This is a genomic window from Pseudomonas sp. BYT-1, from assembly GCF_023611805.1.
GTDB lineage: Bacteria > Pseudomonadota > Gammaproteobacteria > Pseudomonadales > Pseudomonadaceae > Aquipseudomonas > Aquipseudomonas guariconensis.
The window spans coordinates 1,997,118-2,016,012 of sequence record NZ_CP072559.1; the positions used below are offsets into that span (position 1 = coordinate 1,997,118).

The window sequence follows — 18,895 nt, forward strand, 5'->3', positions numbered from 1 at the left end:
AGGTCACTAGGTCAGCAGTGAAAAATTTTGTTAAGGTGGCGGGATCCAATCGCCCCATTGACGAGGTGTCTGTTTGATTAGGGTCTTGGTGGTCGATGATCACGATCTGGTGCGTACCGGCATCACGCGCATGTTGGCCGATATCGATGGCCTGCAGGTGGTGGGGGAGGCGGATTCCGGCGAGTCGGCACTGAAGCTGGCCCGGGAGCTTAAGCCGGACGTCGTCCTGATGGATGTGAAAATGCCAGGCATCGGCGGCCTGGAGGCGACCCGCAAGTTGTTGCGCAGCCATCCGGACATCAAAGTGGTCGCGGTCACCGTGTGTGAGGACGACCCGTTCCCCACGCGCCTAATGCAGGCCGGGGCGGCCGGTTACCTGACCAAGGGGGCAGGGCTGGACGAAATGGTCCAGGCTATCCGCCTGGCCTTTGCCGGCCAGCGCTACATCAGCCCGCAGATCGCCCAGCAGCTGGCGCTCAAGTCGTTCCAGCCCCAGGGCTCGCCATTCGATGCCCTGTCGGAGCGGGAGATCCAGATCGCGTTGATGATCGTGGGCTGCCAGAAAGTGCAGATCATCTCCGACAAGTTGTGCCTGTCGCCCAAGACCGTCAATACTTACCGTTATCGGATCTTCGAAAAACTCTCGGTCACCAGCGACGTCGAACTGACCTTGCTGGCCGTTCGCCACGGTATGGTTGACGCAAGTCTGTAAGGCCCCATGTCTCAAATCTTCGATGCCAGTGCATTCCTGGCGACCTGCAGCGGTCGCCCAGGCGTCTACCGAATGTTCGACGCCGAGGCGCGGCTGCTCTACGTGGGCAAAGCCAAGAACCTCAAGAAACGCCTGGCCAGTTATTTTCGCAAGACGGGTCTTGCGCCCAAGACGGCAGCCCTGGTGGGGCGCATCGCCCAGGTGGAGACCACCATCACCGCCAACGAGACCGAGGCGTTGCTGCTGGAGCAGACGCTGATCAAAGAATGGCGTCCGCCCTATAACATCCTGCTGCGCGACGACAAATCCTACCCCTATGTCTTTCTTTCCGACGGTGAATTCCCACGGCTGGGCATTCATCGTGGCGCCAAGAAGGCCAAGGGGCGTTACTTCGGTCCGTACCCTAGCGCTGGCGCCATTCGCGAGAGCCTGAGCCTGCTGCAAAAAGCCTTCTCGGTGCGCCAATGTGAGGACAGCTATTACGCCAACCGCACCCGGCCATGCCTGCAATACCAGATCAAGCGCTGCAAAGGCCCGTGCGTCGGCCTGGTGACGCCAGAGGAGTACGCTGAGGATGTGCGCCATTCGATGATGTTCCTCGAAGGCCGCAGCCAACAATTGGGCAATGAGCTCAATGCCGAGATGGAAAAGGCCGCCATGGCCCTGAACTTCGAGAAGGCGGCAGAGTTGCGCGACCAGATCGCCTTGCTGCGCCGAGTGCAGGACCAACAGTACATGGAAGGTGGCTCGGGGGATGTCGACGTCGTGGCCGCCTTCGTCAACCCGGGTGGCGCCTGCGTGCATTTGATCAGCGTGCGGGGCGGGCGGGTACTGGGCAGCAAGAACTTCTTTCCCCAGGTGGGCATCGAGGAGGAGGTGGCCGAGGTCATGGCCGCGTTCTTGTCTCAGTACTACCTGGGCAATGCCGAGCGCGAACTGCCGGGCGAATTGATCGTCAACGTGACCCACGAAGACTTTGCCGCCATCAGCGAGGCGGTGCAGACCCTGCGTGGCCGGGAACTGGCCATCAGCCATAGGGTGCGTGGCACGCGGGCACGCTGGCAGCAGTTGGCGGTCACCAATGCCGAACAGGCCCTCAACGCCCGCCTGGCCAACCGCCAGCACATGGCCGCGCGTTTCGAGGCTCTGGCCCAGGTGCTGGGCCTCGATGAAGTGCCCCAGCGCCTGGAATGCTACGACATCAGCCATTCCAGCGGTGAAGCCACCGTGGCCAGTTGCGTGGTGTTCGGCCCGGAAGGACCGCTCAAGTCCGACTATCGACGCTTCAACATCGAAGGCGTGACCGCCGGCGACGACTACGCCGCCATGCACCAGGCCCTGACGCGCCGCTTCGGTCGCATCAAGGACGGCGAGGGCAAGCTGCCCGACGTGCTCCTGGTGGACGGCGGCAAGGGACAGTTGAACATGGCCCGCGAGGTCATGCAGGAGCTTGCCCTGACCGACCTGACCTTGCTCGGCGTGGCCAAGGGTGTGACGCGCAAGGCTGGTTTCGAGACCTTGTACCTCAACGACGTGGCCCACGAGTTCACCCTCAAGGGGGATTCACCGGCCTTGCACCTGATCCAACAGATCCGCGACGAAGCCCACCGTTTTGCCATCACCGGCCACCGTGCCCGGCGCGGCAAGGCTCGGCGCACCTCGAGCCTGGAGGACGTGGCCGGGGTCGGGCCCAAGCGCCGCCGTGACCTGCTGAAACATTTCGGCGGCCTGCAGGAGCTCAACCGCGCCAGCATCGATGAAATCGCCAAGGCGCCAGGCATCAGTAAAAAGCTTGCCGAGTCGATTTATGCCAGCCTGCATAGCGAGTAGAATGCCACCCTCAACCCGCAGCCAGTCGTACCGATGAATATTCCAAACCTGCTCACCGTTCTACGCGTCCTGCTCATCCCGATCTTCATCCTGCTGTTCTATGTGCCCTATCACTGGAGCTACATTGCCGCCAGCACGGTGTTCGCCATTGCCGCCGCCACTGACTGGCTGGACGGCTACCTGGCCCGTCGCCTGCAGCAGAGCACGCCATTCGGTGCCTTCCTGGACCCGGTGGCGGACAAGCTGATGGTCGCGGTCGCCTTGGTGTTGCTGGTGCAGGTGCATGCCAATTTCTGGCTGACGTTGCCGGCTGCGGTGATCATCGGTCGCGAGATCGTGGTTTCGGCGCTGCGTGAATGGATGGCGGAACTGGGGGCGAGGGCGCATGTGGCCGTGTCCAACCTCGGCAAGTGGAAAACCGCCGCGCAGATGCTGGCGCTGGTCATTCTGCTGGCCAATCCACCGGTGCTGACCTTCTGGGTGGTGCTCGGCTACGCCTTGCTGCTGGTCGCCGCTGGCTTGACGCTGCTGTCGATGGTCCACTACCTGGTCGCTGCCTGGCCGCACCTGCGCGAAGGCTCGGAGCAGAAGTAAAAGTTTTTTTGAATCAAAGGGTTGACGTTGTTTTGCAGATCGCTACAATGGCACCCATCACGACGCGGGAATAGCTCAGTTGGTAGAGCACGACCTTGCCAAGGTCGGGGTCGCGAGTTCGAGTCTCGTTTCCCGCTCCAAATATAGATCTACAGAGTTCCACGGAAGTCTGTAAGTCGTTGAAAAAAGGGCCGAAAGGCCCTTTTTTCGTTCCAGCGGGAACCACCAAAAACCGGTAGTATCCGGGCATTTTAAGGCCAGATTTAAGGCCAGAATTGGATATGCCCCAATTCGCTTTTCCGGTGGAGCTTGGTGGCGCATGAGACGAGCATTTGGCCTCTGACAGGTTCAGGAGGTCACCATGGCACTCTCGGAGATGGCGATTCGGCACGCCCGAGTCACCGGCAAGGACTATACGCTCGCTGACAGCGATGGCCTGATTCTTCATATCACCGCGCAAGGTGGAAAGGTCTGGCATTTCCGTTACTACTGGGCTGGTAAGCAGAAGCGCATGTCGTTCGGCAGTTATCCTCAGCTCGGGCTGCGGGATGCGCGCACCAAGCGAGATGAAGCGCGAGCGTTGATAGCTCAAGGCACGAATCCAAGCGAGCAACGCAAGCAACAGCGTCTTGCAGTTCGCCTCTCCAGCGATCATGCCTTCGAGGCTGTGTTCAATCAGTGGATCGCCTTCCGCCGCTTGAGTCTCAAAGAGGGGCGTCAGAGCACGCTGTCGCAGATGCTACGCATCTTCGCCAAAGATATTCTTCCCCACATCGGCGAACGCTCCATCCATGACATCACCCGGCATGTGCTCATGGAGGTGCTGGATCGTATTGAGTCCCGCGGTGCATTTACCACGGCGGAAAAGTGCCGGACCTGGCTGAATCAACTGTTTCGTTATGCGCTGGTGCGGATCGCTGGCCTGGAGCATAACCCTGCGGCCGACCTGGACGTTGTGGCGATGCCGAAACCTCCAGTGGAGCATAATCCTTTCCTGCGTATGGCTGAGCTACCCCTGCTGCTGAGTAAACTCCGTACTTATCACGGCGGTCAGCAGACTCTTTTGGGGATCTGGCTTCTGCTACTCACTGGTGTACGTACCGGTGAGCTGCGCTTGGCTACTCCAGATCAGTTCGATCTGGAGCGTCGACTGTGGGTCATCCCGCCTGAAGTGGTTAAGCAACTACAGCTCAAAATGCGCAAAAGCCGCAGCCAGGCCTCCAAGGTGCCGCCCTACATCGTACCTCTGTCGGTCCAGGCGCTGGAGGTGGTGAGGCTGCTGATCGATCGTGTTGTGCCCGCGCAGCGACACTTGCTTGCCCATCGAAGCGACTTGAGTAAACGCATCAGTGAGAACACTTTGAACAGTGCGCTGCGGCGTATGGGGTTTGCTGACAAGCTCACCGGGCACGGCATGCGAGCTACTATCTCTACAGCCCTTAACGAGATCGGCTACCCGAAAGCATGGGTTGACGCACAGCTTTCTCACGCCGACCCAGACAGGGTCAGCGCTTCGTATAACCACGCCGAATACGTGGAGCAACGCCGGGCAATGATGCAGGACTGGGCGAACCGACTGGATCTCTGCGCGCAAGGGCATGTACAGGCCGCAAGTGCACCCTTAACAATACGCCTGGAAGGCACAGCGTCCATTCCGGCGCGGACTGCCGCCACACAATTTGTGGTTCCACTGCACAATGCACTCGCACAACCTAAGCCGAATGGGGCCCGGTATGATGCCAAATCGTATAGGCAGCCGGCTGTCGAGTCGCGGTCTGAGATCGGCGGCAGTGAAGTCTCAGGCATCCAAAAAGAGCGCGCGGAGATGCTCGCAGCATTTGAAGCGCCAAGTAATCTTCCACTCCCCACATTTGCTCGACTCGCTGGCAAGTCTCGGGATCAGCTCAACCGGGATATCAAGGCTCGGAGGTTGCTCTCAGTCAGTCTTGGTAATCGGGGTCAAAGGATTCCGGATTGGCAGCTTGATCCATTGAAGCTCAAGCTGGTGCTTGCGGTATTCGAAGCACTGCCTGCAATGGGAGCCTGGGATGTCTACCGCATGCTGACCAATCCCCATGCAAAACTGCGCGGAAATGCTCCTTGCACCGCTGTTACCGTTGATAATTTTGAAGAGCTTGTGAACCTTCTGACTTCTATTTGCTAGGCGCGGAAATCGCCGCGACGGGTCGATAACTGCTCTGTCACGAATGGCAGTTTTCGACCCAGGCTGTGTGAAAACTCCAAGCGGACTCTGGTTGATTAAAAAACAACCTAAAAATCGCGCTTCTGCGTGAATTCTTGGTCAGTTGAGTATCCGAGCTTATCCAGAATTCGCATAGAAGCGCGTTGTCCGACTTGGCCTTGGAGTTTTCACACAGCCTGGACCCTAAGCGGACGTTTCTTGAAGGCTGAGCGGGGCCGAATGGCGTCGTCAAAAGACGAATCTATTCATGGCTACTATCGAATTGCAGACCCGTGGTTCAGCTTCAATTGAATTGGCAAGCAGATTGGTCTGCTACAATACAACCTGAACTTGGCGGAACAGTGCAGCAATAAAAATGCCTGCGGCGATCGCTGGAAGTGGCTTGCGTAACGTCAGCATTACGATTGCCGTCGTCAGCAAGGCTAGGCGCGCGCCGTTATCACCCGTGATCGCCAAGGGCGTGAGCACCGCTACCAAAACCGATCCGGACATGGCACTGATGAACTGCTGCACCCTGTAGTTGATAGGTACAAGCGACATCACGAACACCCCGCCCCAGCGGGTCACGAGGGTAACCACAGCCATGATCAGAATGAATCGCCCCTAGTTTCGTGCCCTAAAGGAGCTGGCGAAAACCCACGACTCTAAAGCGCCTCTCGAAGAATTTCGAAATTATTTCTCGGCCACAATTGTGGATTTGAGTGTTGAGTCTTTATCTGGGCTTGATAAGTGGGGGCTCGCAAAGCGGCCTTCTAACTCTGGTAGTCGGTCGGCCCGTTCCATCATTGCATATTATTCGGCTCTGTGGAAAACAATAGCAGAAAATGGTTCTTTGCCTGCGCCTGTCGTCATTGACTCACCAAATCAAGGTGCGCAAGATAAAGAGCATTTGAAGAAGCTGCTTGTTAATGTTGCGCTTAAGGCTCCTGTAAATACACAGGTGATTTTGGCACATGAGGAGCATCCTGAAGACTTTGTCGCTGATAAGGTGATTAATTTCGTAAAGGGTAATAAGGTGTTGACTGCTGATGGGTTCTTAAAAGTGTATATGCCGCTTTTTGATTATGTGCAAAGCGCTCGCGTATCATTGCTAACTAGCGAAGATGGTGAGTCAGAAGATATAGAGGATACTTTTGATCTCTGATGGTCGGAGCTTTTAAGTTGGAAGGCTTTCTCTGGTCTCTCTGATATTTTGTGTCAAGGTTGCGCATGCATTTATAAAGTTTTACTAATGTGTGGGCGGCGGCAAAAACTGAGTGCAACACCTGACCTTTCCGGTACGGTGCTGCCCCTATGTCATATACCGAACTCAGCGTTGAAGAACGCGCCACCATCCAAATCGGCCACGCCCAGGGCTTCAGCCTGCGCAGGATTGCTCGCCTGATCAATAGGTCTCCTTCGACCATCAGTCGAGAGCTGCGCCGCAATCGAGATGTCTGTGGCAGCTACTCGGCCCGCGCGGCCCAGGAGCAGATGAAGGCCCGCCGCCAAGTCTGTCGACCGAGCCGAAAGCTGCTGCCGGGGAGCGAGCGCTTCGAACTGGTGGTTCATATGCTGCGTGAGCGTTTGTCTCCCGAACAGATTGCCGGCAAGCTGCGCCACATGAACATACCTAGCCTCAGAGATGCCTACGTCTGTCGCGAGACGATCTACAACGCGATCTATGCCCTGCCAGTGGGTGAGCTGCGTAAGGAGCTGATCATCTGTCTGCGCCAAGGCAAGACGACGCGCCGGCCGCGCTCTGGTGGCGTGGATCGGCGCGGCCAGATCCCCGAGATGGTCAGTATTCATGTGCGCCCGCCGGAGATTGAAGACAGGCTGATGCCGGGGCATTGGGAAGGCGACCTCATCAAGGGTAAGGCCAACGCCTCGTCCGTCGGTACGCTGGTGGAACGCACCAGTGGGTACCTGATGTTGGTGAAGATGAACGACGCGACGGCGACTTCGGCGCTGGAAGGCTTCAGCGCCGCGCTCAATAGCATGCCGCTGGAGATGCGCAAGAGCATGACTTACGACCAGGGCCGGGAGATGGCACGACACGCCGAGATCACCCAAAGAACCGGCGTGGCGATCTACTTTTGCGACCCGCACAGCCCCTGGCAGCGCGGCAGCAACGAAAACATCAACGGCCTGATTCGCCAGTACTTGCCCAAGGGCACAGACCTGTCGGTACATAGCCAGGAGGAGCTGGACGCCATTGCGCTGCAACTGAATATGCGACCGCGTAAGCGCTTCGACTTCAAATGCCCAATCGAAGTTATGGGCGAGGTGATGCAGAAGGCCATGGCTATGCGGCATGATGCTCCAGTTTCAATTCAATGACCGTGTTGCACTCAGCTCCTGCAACCGCCGTGCGTAATATTTTCCTGGTGTTTTATCAGGCTCGGTCATGTTTTTTCTGAGTGATTAGTTAATATAGGCATCAGGTCGGCCAAGTAAAATTCTTGAAGGGTTTGCCTGCAAGGCAGATTTTCGGTTTTCAAGCTGGCTTTTAGATGTGGGTTGATTGTGTGTTTGTTTGCTTCGTGAATTCTCGCCAGGTTAAGATTGTAATGAGATAAAGGGATTGTCTGGCGGCGGAACGCTATTTAAGAAATTAGCGTTATGTAGAAGGTATCCATTCAGAGTGCTGGATTTACGCGGGCCGTTTACTCTGCAGGTCCAGATATTTTGCGCATTAGATCGTTTTTTGTGGATGCCCAGCCGCTCAAAGTGGCGTTGTAACTGCCGCCATGCTAAATTTTTTTCATCTTCTGTAGTGCACTTCAAACACTCAGCGACGTAGCGTTGGAAAATCCCCGGCGTGACCAGAAAAAAAGTCCCCTCCACGGAGTGGACCTTCGCCTTGCTGTCGTTAATCAACAGTCGATGACTGCGGACACCGTCGCGCAGCCACTCTAGAAAAACCAGCCCAATGGCATCCTGGGGAGGCGTAGTTTCGGACTGCAAGTTTCCAGTGCTTGATTCAGTCTCAAGTTGACGCGGCTCTTCCAACATATCCATCAGATCATCGAGATAGTTGAAATCCTCATCCAAGATCGTTGTGGTCGGCCGCTTTTCCTTCGCGGCAGTTTGCGGCCCATCTGTGCTCGGCTCGCAGGGTTCACTGGTTGATACGGGATGGTCCATCATCGGTTCAACCGTGCCACTGAAGCAGTCTGGCCTGGACTCATTGGCCCAAATCAGACTCGGCTGCAGGCGAAGGAAGGTGAAGCGATGCTGCCAGTCACCGTCTGTGACAGTTGCGTTCCAAACCGCTTTGCTTTCCGGTGTCGCTTCCACCAATCCATGTGACTGCAGCTCATCGAACAAGACGATGTTGGAGGTGGGGATACCGTCCACAGCCTGGGCCAGTAGATGTGCGCGAAGTTTGTCGGTCGTGGTCTTGCTGACCAGCCATAGGTGGTCTTCGGTGAGCCAGCCGGCCGCGCCGGGCTGGTTGAGCTTGAACTCGTTCTTCACCAGATGGCGCAGTGCCGTTAGCAAGTGGTGCTGCAGGGAGTGCTTGGGCGCCTGCAAAGCCTTCGCAGGATTGCCACCGATGTTTTGCGCGGTGGACACCCGGTCCGCTTGCAGCACCAGTTCCCCGAGTATTCCAGCGTGCTCGTAGTGGTCGGCGAGCAGAAACAGCAATTGACTCCACAATTCGAAAAAGCTGCTGAGCCAGTCGAGCAGGGCTGGCGGCAAGACCTGCGTATAGAGCAGCCCGGCCGCGGCACCGTGCAGCTTGTAATCGCGGTCGGGGTTGTAGCGGAAACGGTAGGGCTGGTTTATGGGACCGTGCCAGGGGTACCAGCGCGCTGCGTTCTGGTACTCCACCTGCAAATCGACGGCGATTTTGCCGATGTCATGGAGCAGGGCACCGTAGGCAATCGCGGCGCTCCAGGCATCGGCTTGTGCCGCCTGGTCTTCCGGTGCAGCGCCGCTGGGGAGGAGGTAGGACTGGCGTAGCTTCAAGCTGCAGGCCACCAGCTCCAACCCGTGATCGAGCATGCCCCCGGGATAGGCGTGATGATGGCTTTCGCTGGCCGGGAGTTGCTGTACGAAGCTGGCGTAGCGGCGGATGGGCTCGAGGTAGAGCCGATCAAACTGCGCTTCGGAGAGGGCCGTGTACTGCCAGATGCGTTCGAGCAGCTTTCTCCGGTGATCGGCGGCGAGTAGAGATTCGGCCGACTGAGGAAGCATGAAGCCCTCGACGAAGGGAGAGGGAGTGAGCTCTGTCGCCTCACCTTTTCGAGATTTCAACCACCAGCGTTTCATCGCATGACCTGCTGTTCGTTCGGGAGGTCCTTTTGCCTTTTCGGATAGACCTCTTACCCTTGCGCCCCCTTCCATTGCCGCCGTTACCCTTTACCGGCTTGGCCTTTTTTGCGCGTGTGATAATTCGAAGTCAGGCGCATCGGGATCGGCGGCCGATCGGAATAGCGGTCCCTTTGTTCAGGGCGTAGACTGCCCGGCATGATTGCTAGAGCAGGGGCGCGGATGACGTTGGGTGATGCGGGATTGGTCGTGTTACTGGCCGATCGGATTCATGGCACGGATGCGGCCATCCGATCTGCGGCCAAGCGCTGTGCGAAAAAACTGCCCCGCAGCCAGCGTGATATGGTGTTCAAGATCGGGAACAGCGCAAACCCGCGGCAACTTGTGGCGCACCTGTGTCAGCACTTGCCTGATTGAGTAACCAGGCGAGGTCGCTTTTACCGACACCTCGCAAGAGCGCGTGCGCTTTAAGTAAACCCTCGGCTAAATCCGCAGTCTCAGCTACTATCCCAGCACTTGTCCTACAACTAGGAACATCATTCATGTCCAAACTTGCCGAGTTCAAAGCACTGGAAGCGCAACTGGCCGCGCAGCTGCAACAGCTGGATGCCATGAAAAACGACTCCGGTTTGAAGCAGGAAATCGAGTTTGAACAGAAACTCAAAGCGTTGCTGGAACAATACGGCATGGGCCTGCGCCAGGTGATCAGCATTCTGGATCCGGCCAAGGGCCTGAGCGTACCGACCGCGAGCGCCTCCAGCAGCAGTCAGCGCAAGCCGCGCGAGGTGAAACGCTACAAGCATCCGCAGAGCGGTGAGATTGTGGAAACCAAGGGCGGCAACCACAAGATCCTTAAGCAGTGGAAGCAGGAGCACGGCTCGGAAACCGTAGAGAGTTGGGTTCAGTAATCACTGACTTGCAGACAGCGGCAAAAGTCGCGCTGCAGACAAAACAAAGGCCCCGGACAGGGGCCTTTTTGCTGGGTGAGTGGAATCATGCGGTGAGTCGAACTGGCGTATCCCTGGTTCGATCAGACTGCAAGGCCAACAGGTACTCAGAGGCTTCCCGGGCCTGACCACTGGCACGGAAAATGGCTCGTTTGTCCTCCTTGAGTATCTTCAGCCAGGACGCTAGGTATTCCTCGTGACGCAACTCACCTGTGGTACCGGTAAGTGCGCAGAGAAACGCGGCGCCCATTTCTGCGACCAGTTCCTCAAAGGCATACGCCGTGGAGCCGAATGCATGCCCGCCGGTGATACCTTCACGGTTCAGACGCGACTGGTGGCCCGACCAGTGTGTCAGCTCATGCAGCGCCGTTGCGTAGTAGCTGCCGACATCTTCGAACTGCGCTTTCGTAGGTAGTTGGATCAGATCACGAATCGGCTGATAGAACGCGTCATCGCTGTAGCGATGCTCGATGCGCGCACCGCTGGCGACCAGTAGTTGCTCGGCCGGTTCATGATCGATGAAGGTCGCGAGCTCGGCGTGCTCAGCGGTGGTTGGCTTCTCATCAGGCAAGCCCTCGGTCTGCTCGATATTGAAAAGGCAGTGCGTGCGCAGAAGTGCGAACTGCACCAATTTGATGTTGCCCTGTTCATCGCGAACGACCTGGCCGTCCTCGTCATGCGCCTCCTTGCTCATCGGTTTGTACAGTACCGCGAGGGTGGATTGCTCGCCCTTGCGTACATGGCCGCCAGCCTTGCGTGCCTGATTGAAGGTCAGCCAGCGATCCTGGGTGAACCCTCGCAGGCGGGCCTCAGCCCACAACAGTGGAACGTTGATGCCGGCGTAGGGCCGCCGGGTAATGGCGTTGATGGGAAATGGGGAGTCAGCGCTCGTACCTGTGGTGGTCCAAGGTTTGATCCAGGGGATCACGCCCTGGCTCAGGGCACTGACGATCTTGTTGGTGACGTCCAGGTAGATATCGGACATGGCGTTCTCCGGGCGTGAAGGGGGAACACCTCCCCACCGGGAAGGGTTCCCGGTGGGGTAGAGGGGCAGTGACGGTGCTGAGTGGGTCAGAGGGAAGCGATGTCTACCGCGCGCTCATCAGGCAGTCGGACGAGCAAAAAAGCTGGGCCGCTGCGTGGTATGACGCGAGCCAGCTGAAGCTGCGGCAAATGAGCAACTACTGAAGTGCCGTTGCTCTGCAGCTCGAGCTGCAGTGCTATGGGACGGTGCAGGGCAAGCGGTGCAGACGTCAGCGCGCTATTGAGCAGTTCTGCCAAGCGCACTGCGGACTGACCAACCGGCTCCTCGCCTGTGGCAGGTTCAATGAACTGTCGCCAGACACCTGGGCTCAGCACAATGGCAGTGGAGAGGTGGTTCATCCTGGACATGGTGGCCTCCGTTTAGCCGATTCCGCGTCACCTGTTAGAGGTTTGGTGTGCCCTTGCACGATCCGATCAACGCACCGAGCAGGTAGCGTCCGTCTATTAAAGCGCGCTTGCACGTGGGGTCAATCTCCGGCCCTGACCTCATTTGAGTGCGTCTATCCAGAGCGTTCCACGGAAGACTATTGGCCTGTAATTTCTGACCAGCGGCGATCTCCAGTTAGTTGGAACGTAGTGCGGAATGCGTCCCGAGAGGCCCGCTAAGGTGCCTCTCGGGAAGTGCGAGATGCTCGCTTGTGAGTTCAAGATTTTCCCGCAGGGTCAACCTCGGCGGCCAGGTACAGGTGGGTGGAGGTGGCTTCCACCACCAGCGATCCTGCAGTACCGCGAAGGCTGGCGAGAACGGGATCATCGATGTCAAAGTACTCGGCAAAATCATCGCCGCCGAATTCATCGCGGGCGCGGTTCCACCAGGTGTCGAAGTCGTCGACGGCAGGGTTGCAACCGGTGGCATAGGCCACACGTTTACGCCCACCGCCATCTGCTTTGCTTTCGCCAACCTCTGACATGAGGTAGACGCCGTGGTCTTTGACCAAGGCGGTTGCAGGAGCTGAGTGCAACACGGTCATTGAATTGAAACTGGAGCATCATGCCGCATAGCCATGGCCTTCTGCATCACCTCGCCCATAACTTCGATTGGGCATTTGAAGTCGAAGCGCTTACGCGGTCGCATATTCAGTTGCAGCGCAATGGCGTCCAGCTCCTCCTGGCTATGTACCGACAGGTCTGTGCCCTTGGGCAAGTACTGGCGAATCAGGCCGTTGATGTTTTCGTTGCTGCCGCGCTGCCAGGGGCTGTGCGGGTCGCAAAAGTAGATCGCCACGCCGGTTCTTTGGGTGATCTCGGCGTGTCGTGCCATCTCCCGGCCCTGGTCGTAAGTCATGCTCTTGCGCATCTCCAGCGGCATGCTATTGAGCGCGGCGCTGAAGCCTTCCAGCGCCGAAGTCGCCGTCGCGTCGTTCATCTTCACCAACATCAGGTACCCACTGGTGCGTTCCACCAGCGTACCGACGGACGAGGCGTTGGCCTTACCCTTGATGAGGTCGCCTTCCCAATGCCCCGGCATCAGCCTGTCTTCAATCTCCGGCGGGCGCACATGAATACTGACCATCTCGGGGATCTGGCCGCGCCGATCCACGCCACCAGAGCGCGGCCGGCGCGTCGTCTTGCCTTGGCGCAGACAGATGATCAGCTCCTTACGCAGCTCACCCACTGGCAGGGCATAGATCGCGTTGTAGATCGTCTCGCGACAGACGTAGGCATCTCTGAGGCTAGGTATGTTCATGTGGCGCAGCTTGCCGGCAATCTGTTCGGGAGACAAACGCTCACGCAGCATATGAACCACCAGTTCGAAGCGCTCGCTCCCCGGCAGCAGCTTTCGGCTCGGTCGACAGACTTGGCGGCGGGCCTTCATCTGCTCCTGGGCCGCGCGGGCCGAGTAGCTGCCACAGACATCTCGATTGCGGCGCAGCTCTCGACTGATGGTCGAAGGAGACCTATTGATCAGGCGAGCAATCCTGCGCAGGCTGAAGCCCTGGGCGTGGCCGATTTGGATGGTGGCGCGTTCTTCAACGCTGAGTTCGGTATATGACATAGGGGCAGCACCGTACCGGAAAGGTCAGGTGTTGCACTCAGTTTTTGCCGCCGCCCAATATCACTCTGCAACCGTTGATACCGGCCTCTGCTAATACGGCGTGAAGTTCAGTGCCTGTGAAACGCAGCATGATAAGATCCTCCAGAAGGTGCGGAGGAATGCCACCCATGCGGGAGAATTCCCAGCACTGGTATGGATTGGGTTTGGGGGCGTCGAAGACGCGGGCTCAATGAGCTATGGGGGATTGGAAGGCGTTCATCACCGGGGAGCGGTGACCATGCGAGCTGCCGAACGCGAATCGCATTTGGGGATAACCATCACAAACGTGACGTAGCCTCAAAGGTTACGGCTACCTGGGATGCTGGATAACCAGCGATTGCACTTACTCAATATCAGGCCGGCTGACTGTGGTCAACGGCGGGGCAGATGCAGAGTCAGGATCCGTGTCCGCATAGTTCCATGGCGATGTTTCAGTCCGCTGCTGAACGATGAGCGGTACTGTTCGCGGGGCTGAAAGGAGTAAACTCGAATCTTGGATCCAACGGGCTACCGGCCTGTGGAGGTGTAACATGAGTACCAAAATCTGTCCTCATTCAGTTCCGGGCCTTATAGGTTCTAGCCTTGGAACAGCCTGGCGAAATTTGGCATCCAAATTAGTAAGCGCTCAGAGTTCGTCTCAATTACCGCATAGAAAATTTTGGGTAACGGCAGCTGTTAGACTACTTTGCTTGATTGGCCTTGCTGCAGTAGCTCTCGCCTTTGCTTTGCTGATCATCACCAGCCTGGCAGTTGCTCTGGTTCGAAGCTGGTGGGAGAACGGCGAACCTTTGGCGAGTCGAGAAGAGTCAGTCCCAGACTCTCTGGGTGCTGACCTCTATATTGGCGATTATGATAGCAACGGCCATTACATAGGTGACTTTAAGTCACCTGATTGATTTCTTTCCGGCACTCGTCAATTGCGCTGTGCCTTTGCTTGCAGCGTCGGTTGCATTCTTGCCGCCACTTGCCAACATGCTCTGGATCCCATTACCCACGGCGTAACCTGCCCAGCTTATAGTGCCTACGAACAATGCAGGCAATACAATGAACATTGCACCCATGACGTACTCGATTACCTGAGCGGTGACCGTTCCGTCCATGAAGCCTGCCGTCGGCAACGACAACAGCGCCTGGTCTGTGGCTGAGACCTGGTTGTATAGCGTTTCCAGCATGCTCGAATCGATCCAGCGCGCAAGCTCCCACCAGAACGTCAACATATGTAGGGTGAACAGCGCGAACGTGATCGTCATGAGCGCCTTGAGCTGGTAGGTGCTGATCAGCAGCACCAGGGGCAAGCTGATGATGGTGCCCATGATCAGAAAGGCCTGAACCATGGGTAAGGCTGCACGCAAGGCATTCATCGCTGGGAAGTTGCTGAAAGAACCCAGGGCCAGGCCGGTGTTGGTGGCCAGGTTGTTGAGCCCTTGCCTCAGCGAGCCGCCCCTGGCACTGCTGCCGTAGTCCTGGAACACTTGCCCGGGCGCCATGCTCAACGATTGCTGCCGCGGGCTCACCAGTTCGCGCAAGGTAGCGTCTTCGATCTCGGTGGTGGTGCGCCCAGTCAGCCAGCCCCGCAACTGCGACATCAGCGTTGGATCCACCTCGGCCACCAAGCGATCACGTAAGCCGACCGTGCCATCGCTCCACCACTGCTTACAGGTGGGATAACCAGCACCATTTTCGAGCTGGGGCAGAGAGGTATCTCTCGTCTCGTCGTATGGCCAATCGACCCTGGGCATTCGCGAGCGATCGGTATCGTAGTAGCCCGGTGTGTTGAGCAGGTAGGTCGAGCCAATCCAGGAAGCATCGTAGCTCTGGGATTCGTCCAAATCGGGCCGATTGGTAAACAGCCGCGAGCGCGAAAAGCCGTAGCAGTCCCGGGTGAAGTCGGCGACCTCCTGCAGCAACACCTGGTCATTGATCCTCGAACTGTCGATTTCCATGCGCATCGCGCGGATGTCTGGCGCGCACGGGATCGACGATGTGGCGGCGGCGGTGATGCCTTTACTCATGGCATGCACCAGAAACCACCACACCGGCACGTTCGCTGATTTCTCGCCGATGGTGTTGAAGGTCGTGCCCCAAGCCGTATCCGCAGGTTTGGCCATGGAGACGCCACAGCGCTGGCTCGCAGCATCGTCAAAGCTCACGGAGGACAGGTTGAGCGGAAAGAACGGCATGCAGCCAAACAATATGACCACGTAGCTCATCCACAGCCGGTTCTCGACGCGAGGGATCGACAGCAATCCCTTGTTGCCCTCGTCGGCGCCTTGCTGGCGGGCCGACAGCCATTCCTGCAGGATGATCGCGCCGAACGGAGCGGCGAACAGCCCGGTGTCCGCCAATGTGTTCCAGATGCCGTTATTGATGATCCAGGCCAGCAGCGAAAGGTAATACTCGAGGTAGCTGTTGGTGCTCATGTTCATGGTTGCACCTCACACGCGAGACAGTTCGACCTGGATGATCGAGCTAAAGCCGATCAATCCCAGGCGCTTTAGCCGTTGTTGATCTGCTGGCGTGGGCCGCCTGCGCAACGCTGCGACCCAACCGGCGAACATCAGGGTGTACAAGAGCGCGCGCCAGCACGCGAAGTAGGGCGTTGTCGCTGGCGCTGGTTCGAGCCAATTGAACTTGGTTACGGACAGGTGCAGCGCCATCCAAGCAATCAGCAACATGCCCAGCATGGCGCCGAGTACCAGCAGTACACGTGCGAGCGTGGATCTCACCGAAATCAAGATCATGGCGTGCTCCTCTCCTGTTCGGCTCGGCGCAGCCGGTCCGGCTCCGGATCGCGCTGATCGATGCTACGCGAGGCGTCGGCACCGCCGGCGTGGCGATCGAGGACCAGGCTGGCGGTGTTGGTGGCCAGCGACTGGCGTACCTGTAGCTCGGTTTGCAGCAGGCGGATCTCGCGTTCCAGCGTTTCGACGTTGCTGTTGAGGGCAGTGGTGGCGGGCTGCGCCGAGGCCACATTGGGCTCATGGCTGCCGGCAAACAGCGTGCGCTGCAGCAGCATCGCCTTGTAGATCACGCTCGATAGCGCGGTTTCGCTGGCCAGGCGTCGGGCCAGCAGGTTCTGATCGGGGTCGTCGCGTAGCCCCTCGATGACACCTCGGGAGACCTGCAGCAACGGGCTGGAGACTTTGCCCAGGTGCTCGGGTGTCGGCTGCTCGGCACCCGAGACCATGCGTTGCAAGCCTTCAAGATTTTCCGTGTAGGTTTCCTGGATCAGCGGCGAAAGGCCGGTACCGGCGGTTACCCGCAACGTCTCGCAGTCGTCGCAGGTCTGCACCTCGGTTTCCCCGAGCACACGCGTCGCCCACTCGGAGGCCTCCTCGGGACTCGACCAGGCTTGGCAGATGGCGCCATTTTGGCAACCCGAACCCAGAGCTGAGGTATCCTCGACCGCCCGGTTGTGCAGCAGGTTGTAGCCGGCTTTGACGACATCCGAAGTGACCCGGATGGGTTGCTGGCCGTTGCCACCGGCTTTTTGCCCGCCGACCCAGCTGACACCGTTGTTGCCGTTATTGGATTCGGTGTCTTTCACTGCCGTCACGGCGTCACCGCCGGACTGCTCGAGGTTGTGCTGCATCTCCTGGTTCTGCGCCAGCGCGCCCCAGCCGGCCTGGTCGACCTTGTCGGCCATCTTCGCCGCCATTGCCTGGCAGGTGAGCTTGGATCGGTCGAAGTCGATCCGTCCCTGCAGAACACCATTGCTGAGCAGCTCATACAGCCCGGGATTAGCCCGCTGGATGATCATCGCCGGCAGCGACATGACGGCCTGCGTGGCGTTCTGGATAACGTTGCCCATGATCTGCTGGAACCCCTGGGTGGCGCCATTGAGCTGGTTCTGCAGGGTGTTCGAGAGGTTCATGTTTCCGCACATCATGTTGGCGCGCCAGGACATGCCCACGCCAAGGCCATTGGGTCGGTAGAGCGAGGAGGGCGCGCCGGCCGCCGAGCCGCCACCAATGGTGTACATCACGCGGTCGTCCAGGACCTGGGCCTGGTCACCAAGGTGGTAGCCGTTCTCGGCGGCGTGGCCCACGGCATAGAAGAGGAAGCACAGCAGACCGAGCAAGAGGATCTTCATCATTGGCCTCCGTCAAAATCGATGCTGAACAGGAAGGTCTGGCCCATGCGCTGGCAGCAGCGGTAGGGCCGCCACAGCGACCAGGCATAGGCGCCGTCGGCGCTCTGGATCGCAGGGCTAGGGAAGATGGCGCAGGTGTTCTGGATCAACGGGACGAGCAACTGCCAGCGGTGGTTGTTGACGTTGTTTTCCAGTACCGGCTGCGGGGGCCAGTAGCCGGGAGCAGGCATCGGCTGCAGCGGCCGATAGACGTGCGGCTGGCCAACGCGAGTGATGAAGTCGCTGGCGCGCTGCGCCATTACGGCACCCGCCTTGAAGTCGTCGGGCTGCACCAGAAATCCGTGGCGTGGGTAGACGCTACCCCACATGTCGCCGAGTGCCTGGTTGCCGATCTCGCGCATGCCCGGAACCAGTGCTTGCGGGTAGACAGATTCGGGAATGGCCTGGCGCCACGCCAGCGGGTCGAGCGTGCTGAGGTAATAGGGTGCATACGGCACGGCACTGCTTGGGCAGGCATAGCCGAACGTATGCGCCAGGGCGGTAAGGGCAGCTCCCCCAGGGTGCCCGATGCCATCGACATTCTTGAACCGTGGCAGGTTATCGCGCTGAGGCGAAGGCGTGATCAGGTTGCCACCCCCTTGTGACGCTGGCGTCGGTGTCGACAGTGCCGACATCTCGCTCCAAGGGTTGGCGCCGGTGTCGGCGTAACTCGACACCACCAGCTCGGGAATGAAATGCCGGACTTTCGGCGAGGTCCGCACCGTGCAGCCGAACGGCGTGCACAGCAGCCAGTAGCAGATGCCGACGACCCGGTACTCCAGACACTGCAGCGAGGTAACAGAGGCGATGATCGTCGGGGTGGTCAATGCCAGGCACTGTTCGGCGGCGACGAGCAGAGCGGCCGCGGTGAGGGCATGGCCAGTATTCCGTGGCTTTGCAGATCTGCGTGGGGTGGTCACGTTCATGGGCAGCGCTCAGCAGGTAGCGGCGGTGTGCATCCGTGCGCCTAGCTGCAGCATCCCCAATCCGGTCGAAACGGAGGGCTGACAAACCGAGACTGGGGGGATCGGTTTTGCCTGTTGTCGGGTTGAGTGGGGGCGAATGGGCAAAATGACCAAAGGAGTACAAGTGTGCTCCTTGTCGAATTTTGTTAGGGGAATGGGCTTTGAATAACGTT

19 protein-coding genes and 1 tRNA gene are annotated in these 18,895 nt (G+C 58.6%); 10 read left to right on the forward strand and 10 right to left on the reverse strand.

Going from position 1 to position 18,895, the window contains the following annotated elements; genetic code table 11:
* The first annotated feature begins 73 nt into the window (after positions 1–73).
* The 5 genes from gacA to J5X93_RS09140 all read left to right on the forward strand — a co-directional run bounded on the left by gacA (position 74) and on the right by J5X93_RS09140 (position 5,300).
* On the forward strand, positions 74–712 hold the full coding sequence (gene gacA, locus J5X93_RS09120; RefSeq protein WP_043209199.1) for a response regulator transcription factor GacA: 639 nt from the start codon (positions 74–76) through the stop codon (positions 710–712).
* A 6-nt stretch (positions 713–718) separates the two neighbouring features.
* Positions 719–2,542 (forward strand): excinuclease ABC subunit UvrC, encoded by a 1,824-nt coding sequence (gene uvrC, locus J5X93_RS09125; protein WP_070571852.1) that lies wholly within the window; start codon positions 719–721, stop codon positions 2,540–2,542.
* Between the two features lie 33 nt (positions 2,543–2,575).
* Positions 2,576–3,136: a CDP-diacylglycerol--glycerol-3-phosphate 3-phosphatidyltransferase gene (pgsA, locus tag J5X93_RS09130; protein ID WP_043209203.1), complete on the forward strand. Its 561-nt coding sequence runs from the start codon at positions 2,576–2,578 to the stop codon at positions 3,134–3,136.
* Positions 3,137–3,200: 64 nt separating this feature from the next.
* Positions 3,201–3,276: transfer RNA gene (locus tag J5X93_RS09135), tRNA-Gly, on the forward strand.
* A 221-nt stretch (positions 3,277–3,497) separates the two neighbouring features.
* Positions 3,498–5,300, forward strand: a complete 1,803-nt coding sequence (locus J5X93_RS09140) for a tyrosine-type recombinase/integrase (RefSeq protein WP_182941340.1) — start codon at positions 3,498–3,500, stop codon at positions 5,298–5,300.
* A 351-nt stretch (positions 5,301–5,651) separates the two neighbouring features.
* Here J5X93_RS09140 and J5X93_RS09145 read toward each other — a convergent pair whose 3' ends face one another.
* Positions 5,652–5,924 carry an AzlD family protein gene (locus tag J5X93_RS09145; protein WP_182941338.1) on the reverse strand — a complete coding sequence of 91 codons (273 nt, stop codon included), beginning with the start codon at positions 5,922–5,924 and terminating at the stop codon, positions 5,652–5,654.
* A 106-nt stretch (positions 5,925–6,030) separates the two neighbouring features.
* On the opposite strand from J5X93_RS09145, the gene J5X93_RS09150 reads away from it, so the two are divergent.
* Both J5X93_RS09150 and J5X93_RS09155 read left to right on the forward strand, forming a co-directional pair.
* Positions 6,031–6,483 (forward strand): hypothetical protein, encoded by a 453-nt coding sequence (locus J5X93_RS09150; RefSeq protein ID WP_182941336.1) that lies wholly within the window; start codon positions 6,031–6,033, stop codon positions 6,481–6,483.
* A gap of 149 nt (positions 6,484–6,632) precedes the next feature.
* A complete protein-coding gene (locus J5X93_RS09155) occupies positions 6,633–7,661 on the forward strand; it encodes an IS30-like element ISPsp8 family transposase (RefSeq protein WP_050161940.1) in 1,029 nt (342 codons plus the stop codon).
* A 219-nt stretch (positions 7,662–7,880) separates the two neighbouring features.
* Here the strand turns inward: J5X93_RS09155 and mobH are convergent, their stop codons facing one another.
* Positions 7,881–9,599, reverse strand: coding sequence for a MobH family relaxase (gene mobH / locus J5X93_RS09160; protein ID WP_182941334.1), 1,719 nt, complete (start codon positions 9,597–9,599; stop codon positions 7,881–7,883).
* Positions 9,600–9,821: 222 nt separating this feature from the next.
* On the opposite strand from mobH, the gene J5X93_RS09165 reads away from it, so the two are divergent.
* Both J5X93_RS09165 and J5X93_RS09170 read left to right on the forward strand, forming a co-directional pair.
* Positions 9,822–10,016 carry a DUF7740 domain-containing protein gene (locus J5X93_RS09165; RefSeq protein WP_232092044.1) on the forward strand — a complete coding sequence of 65 codons (195 nt, stop codon included), beginning with the start codon at positions 9,822–9,824 and terminating at the stop codon, positions 10,014–10,016.
* Positions 10,017–10,141: 125 nt separating this feature from the next.
* Positions 10,142–10,507 carry a histone-like nucleoid-structuring protein, MvaT/MvaU family gene (locus J5X93_RS09170; RefSeq protein ID WP_182941332.1) on the forward strand — a complete coding sequence of 122 codons (366 nt, stop codon included), beginning with the start codon at positions 10,142–10,144 and terminating at the stop codon, positions 10,505–10,507.
* An 85-nt stretch (positions 10,508–10,592) separates the two neighbouring features.
* Here J5X93_RS09170 and J5X93_RS09175 read toward each other — a convergent pair whose 3' ends face one another.
* The 4 genes from J5X93_RS09175 to J5X93_RS09190 all read right to left on the reverse strand — a co-directional run bounded on the left by J5X93_RS09175 (position 10,593) and on the right by J5X93_RS09190 (position 13,586).
* Positions 10,593–11,531: an ArdC family protein gene (locus tag J5X93_RS09175; protein ID WP_182941329.1), complete on the reverse strand. Its 939-nt coding sequence runs from the start codon at positions 11,529–11,531 to the stop codon at positions 10,593–10,595.
* 86 nt (positions 11,532–11,617) lie between these two features.
* On the reverse strand, positions 11,618–11,938 hold the full coding sequence (locus tag J5X93_RS09180; protein ID WP_232092043.1) for a hypothetical protein: 321 nt from the start codon (positions 11,936–11,938) through the stop codon (positions 11,618–11,620).
* Between the two features lie 296 nt (positions 11,939–12,234).
* Positions 12,235–12,561 carry a DUF3085 domain-containing protein gene (locus J5X93_RS09185; protein WP_250034623.1) on the reverse strand — a complete coding sequence of 109 codons (327 nt, stop codon included), beginning with the start codon at positions 12,559–12,561 and terminating at the stop codon, positions 12,235–12,237.
* The gene (locus J5X93_RS09190) at positions 12,558–13,586 is read right to left on the reverse strand and encodes an IS30-like element ISPsp8 family transposase (protein WP_050161940.1); all 1,029 of its coding nucleotides are present in this window, start codon (positions 13,584–13,586) and stop codon (positions 12,558–12,560) included. Before J5X93_RS09190 ends, J5X93_RS09185 begins: the two co-directional genes overlap by 4 nt.
* 569 nt (positions 13,587–14,155) lie before the next feature.
* Here J5X93_RS09190 and J5X93_RS09195 point away from each other — a divergent pair.
* Positions 14,156–14,521, forward strand: a complete 366-nt coding sequence (locus J5X93_RS09195) for a hypothetical protein (protein ID WP_232092042.1) — start codon at positions 14,156–14,158, stop codon at positions 14,519–14,521.
* On the opposite strand, the gene J5X93_RS09200 is transcribed toward J5X93_RS09195, so the two are convergent.
* The 4 genes from J5X93_RS09200 to J5X93_RS09215 are packed head-to-tail and all read right to left on the reverse strand — an operon-like array spanning position 14,510 to position 18,683.
* Positions 14,510–16,051: a conjugal transfer protein TraG N-terminal domain-containing protein gene (locus J5X93_RS09200; protein WP_182941323.1), complete on the reverse strand. Its 1,542-nt coding sequence runs from the start codon at positions 16,049–16,051 to the stop codon at positions 14,510–14,512. The genes J5X93_RS09195 and J5X93_RS09200 overlap by 12 nt on opposite strands.
* A gap of 9 nt (positions 16,052–16,060) precedes the next feature.
* Positions 16,061–16,366: a hypothetical protein gene (locus J5X93_RS09205; RefSeq protein ID WP_182941321.1), complete on the reverse strand. Its 306-nt coding sequence runs from the start codon at positions 16,364–16,366 to the stop codon at positions 16,061–16,063.
* Positions 16,363–17,718, reverse strand: a complete 1,356-nt coding sequence (locus J5X93_RS09210) for an integrating conjugative element protein (RefSeq protein WP_182943343.1) — start codon at positions 17,716–17,718, stop codon at positions 16,363–16,365. Before J5X93_RS09210 ends, J5X93_RS09205 begins: the two co-directional genes overlap by 4 nt.
* Positions 17,718–18,683 (reverse strand): TIGR03756 family integrating conjugative element protein, encoded by a 966-nt coding sequence (locus J5X93_RS09215; protein ID WP_182941318.1) that lies wholly within the window; start codon positions 18,681–18,683, stop codon positions 17,718–17,720. Before J5X93_RS09215 ends, J5X93_RS09210 begins: the two co-directional genes overlap by 1 nt.
* Between the last annotated feature and the right edge of the window lie 212 nt (positions 18,684–18,895).

What these genes read in the sequence shown, in the direction of transcription:
- J5X93_RS09185 (WP_250034623.1), bottom strand. Translation starts at nt 12,561, where the DNA reads ATGACCGTGTTGCACTCAGCTCCTGCAACCGCCTTGGTCAAAGACCAC.
- mobH (WP_182941334.1), bottom strand. Translation starts at nt 9,599, where the DNA reads ATGAAACGCTGGTGGTTGAAATCTCGAAAAGGTGAGGCGACAGAGCTC.
- pgsA (WP_043209203.1), top strand. Translation starts at nt 2,576, where the DNA reads ATGAATATTCCAAACCTGCTCACCGTTCTACGCGTCCTGCTCATCCCG.
- J5X93_RS09175 (WP_182941329.1), bottom strand. Translation starts at nt 11,531, where the DNA reads ATGTCCGATATCTACCTGGACGTCACCAACAAGATCGTCAGTGCCCTG.
- J5X93_RS09205 (WP_182941321.1), bottom strand. Translation starts at nt 16,366, where the DNA reads ATGATCTTGATTTCGGTGAGATCCACGCTCGCACGTGTACTGCTGGTA.
- J5X93_RS09210 (WP_182943343.1), bottom strand. Translation starts at nt 17,718, where the DNA reads ATGAAGATCCTCTTGCTCGGTCTGCTGTGCTTCCTCTTCTATGCCGTG.
- J5X93_RS09200 (WP_182941323.1), bottom strand. Translation starts at nt 16,051, where the DNA reads ATGAACATGAGCACCAACAGCTACCTCGAGTATTACCTTTCGCTGCTG.
- J5X93_RS09145 (WP_182941338.1), bottom strand. Translation starts at nt 5,924, where the DNA reads ATGGCTGTGGTTACCCTCGTGACCCGCTGGGGCGGGGTGTTCGTGATG.
- J5X93_RS09195 (WP_232092042.1), top strand. Translation starts at nt 14,156, where the DNA reads ATGAGTACCAAAATCTGTCCTCATTCAGTTCCGGGCCTTATAGGTTCT.
- J5X93_RS09215 (WP_182941318.1), bottom strand. Translation starts at nt 18,683, where the DNA reads ATGAACGTGACCACCCCACGCAGATCTGCAAAGCCACGGAATACTGGC.
- J5X93_RS09155 (WP_050161940.1), top strand. Translation starts at nt 6,633, where the DNA reads ATGTCATATACCGAACTCAGCGTTGAAGAACGCGCCACCATCCAAATC.
- uvrC (WP_070571852.1), top strand. Translation starts at nt 719, where the DNA reads ATGTCTCAAATCTTCGATGCCAGTGCATTCCTGGCGACCTGCAGCGGT.
- J5X93_RS09180 (WP_232092043.1), bottom strand. Translation starts at nt 11,938, where the DNA reads ATGTCCAGGATGAACCACCTCTCCACTGCCATTGTGCTGAGCCCAGGT.
- J5X93_RS09170 (WP_182941332.1), top strand. Translation starts at nt 10,142, where the DNA reads ATGTCCAAACTTGCCGAGTTCAAAGCACTGGAAGCGCAACTGGCCGCG.
- J5X93_RS09190 (WP_050161940.1), bottom strand. Translation starts at nt 13,586, where the DNA reads ATGTCATATACCGAACTCAGCGTTGAAGAACGCGCCACCATCCAAATC.
- J5X93_RS09140 (WP_182941340.1), top strand. Translation starts at nt 3,498, where the DNA reads ATGGCACTCTCGGAGATGGCGATTCGGCACGCCCGAGTCACCGGCAAG.
- J5X93_RS09165 (WP_232092044.1), top strand. Translation starts at nt 9,822, where the DNA reads ATGACGTTGGGTGATGCGGGATTGGTCGTGTTACTGGCCGATCGGATT.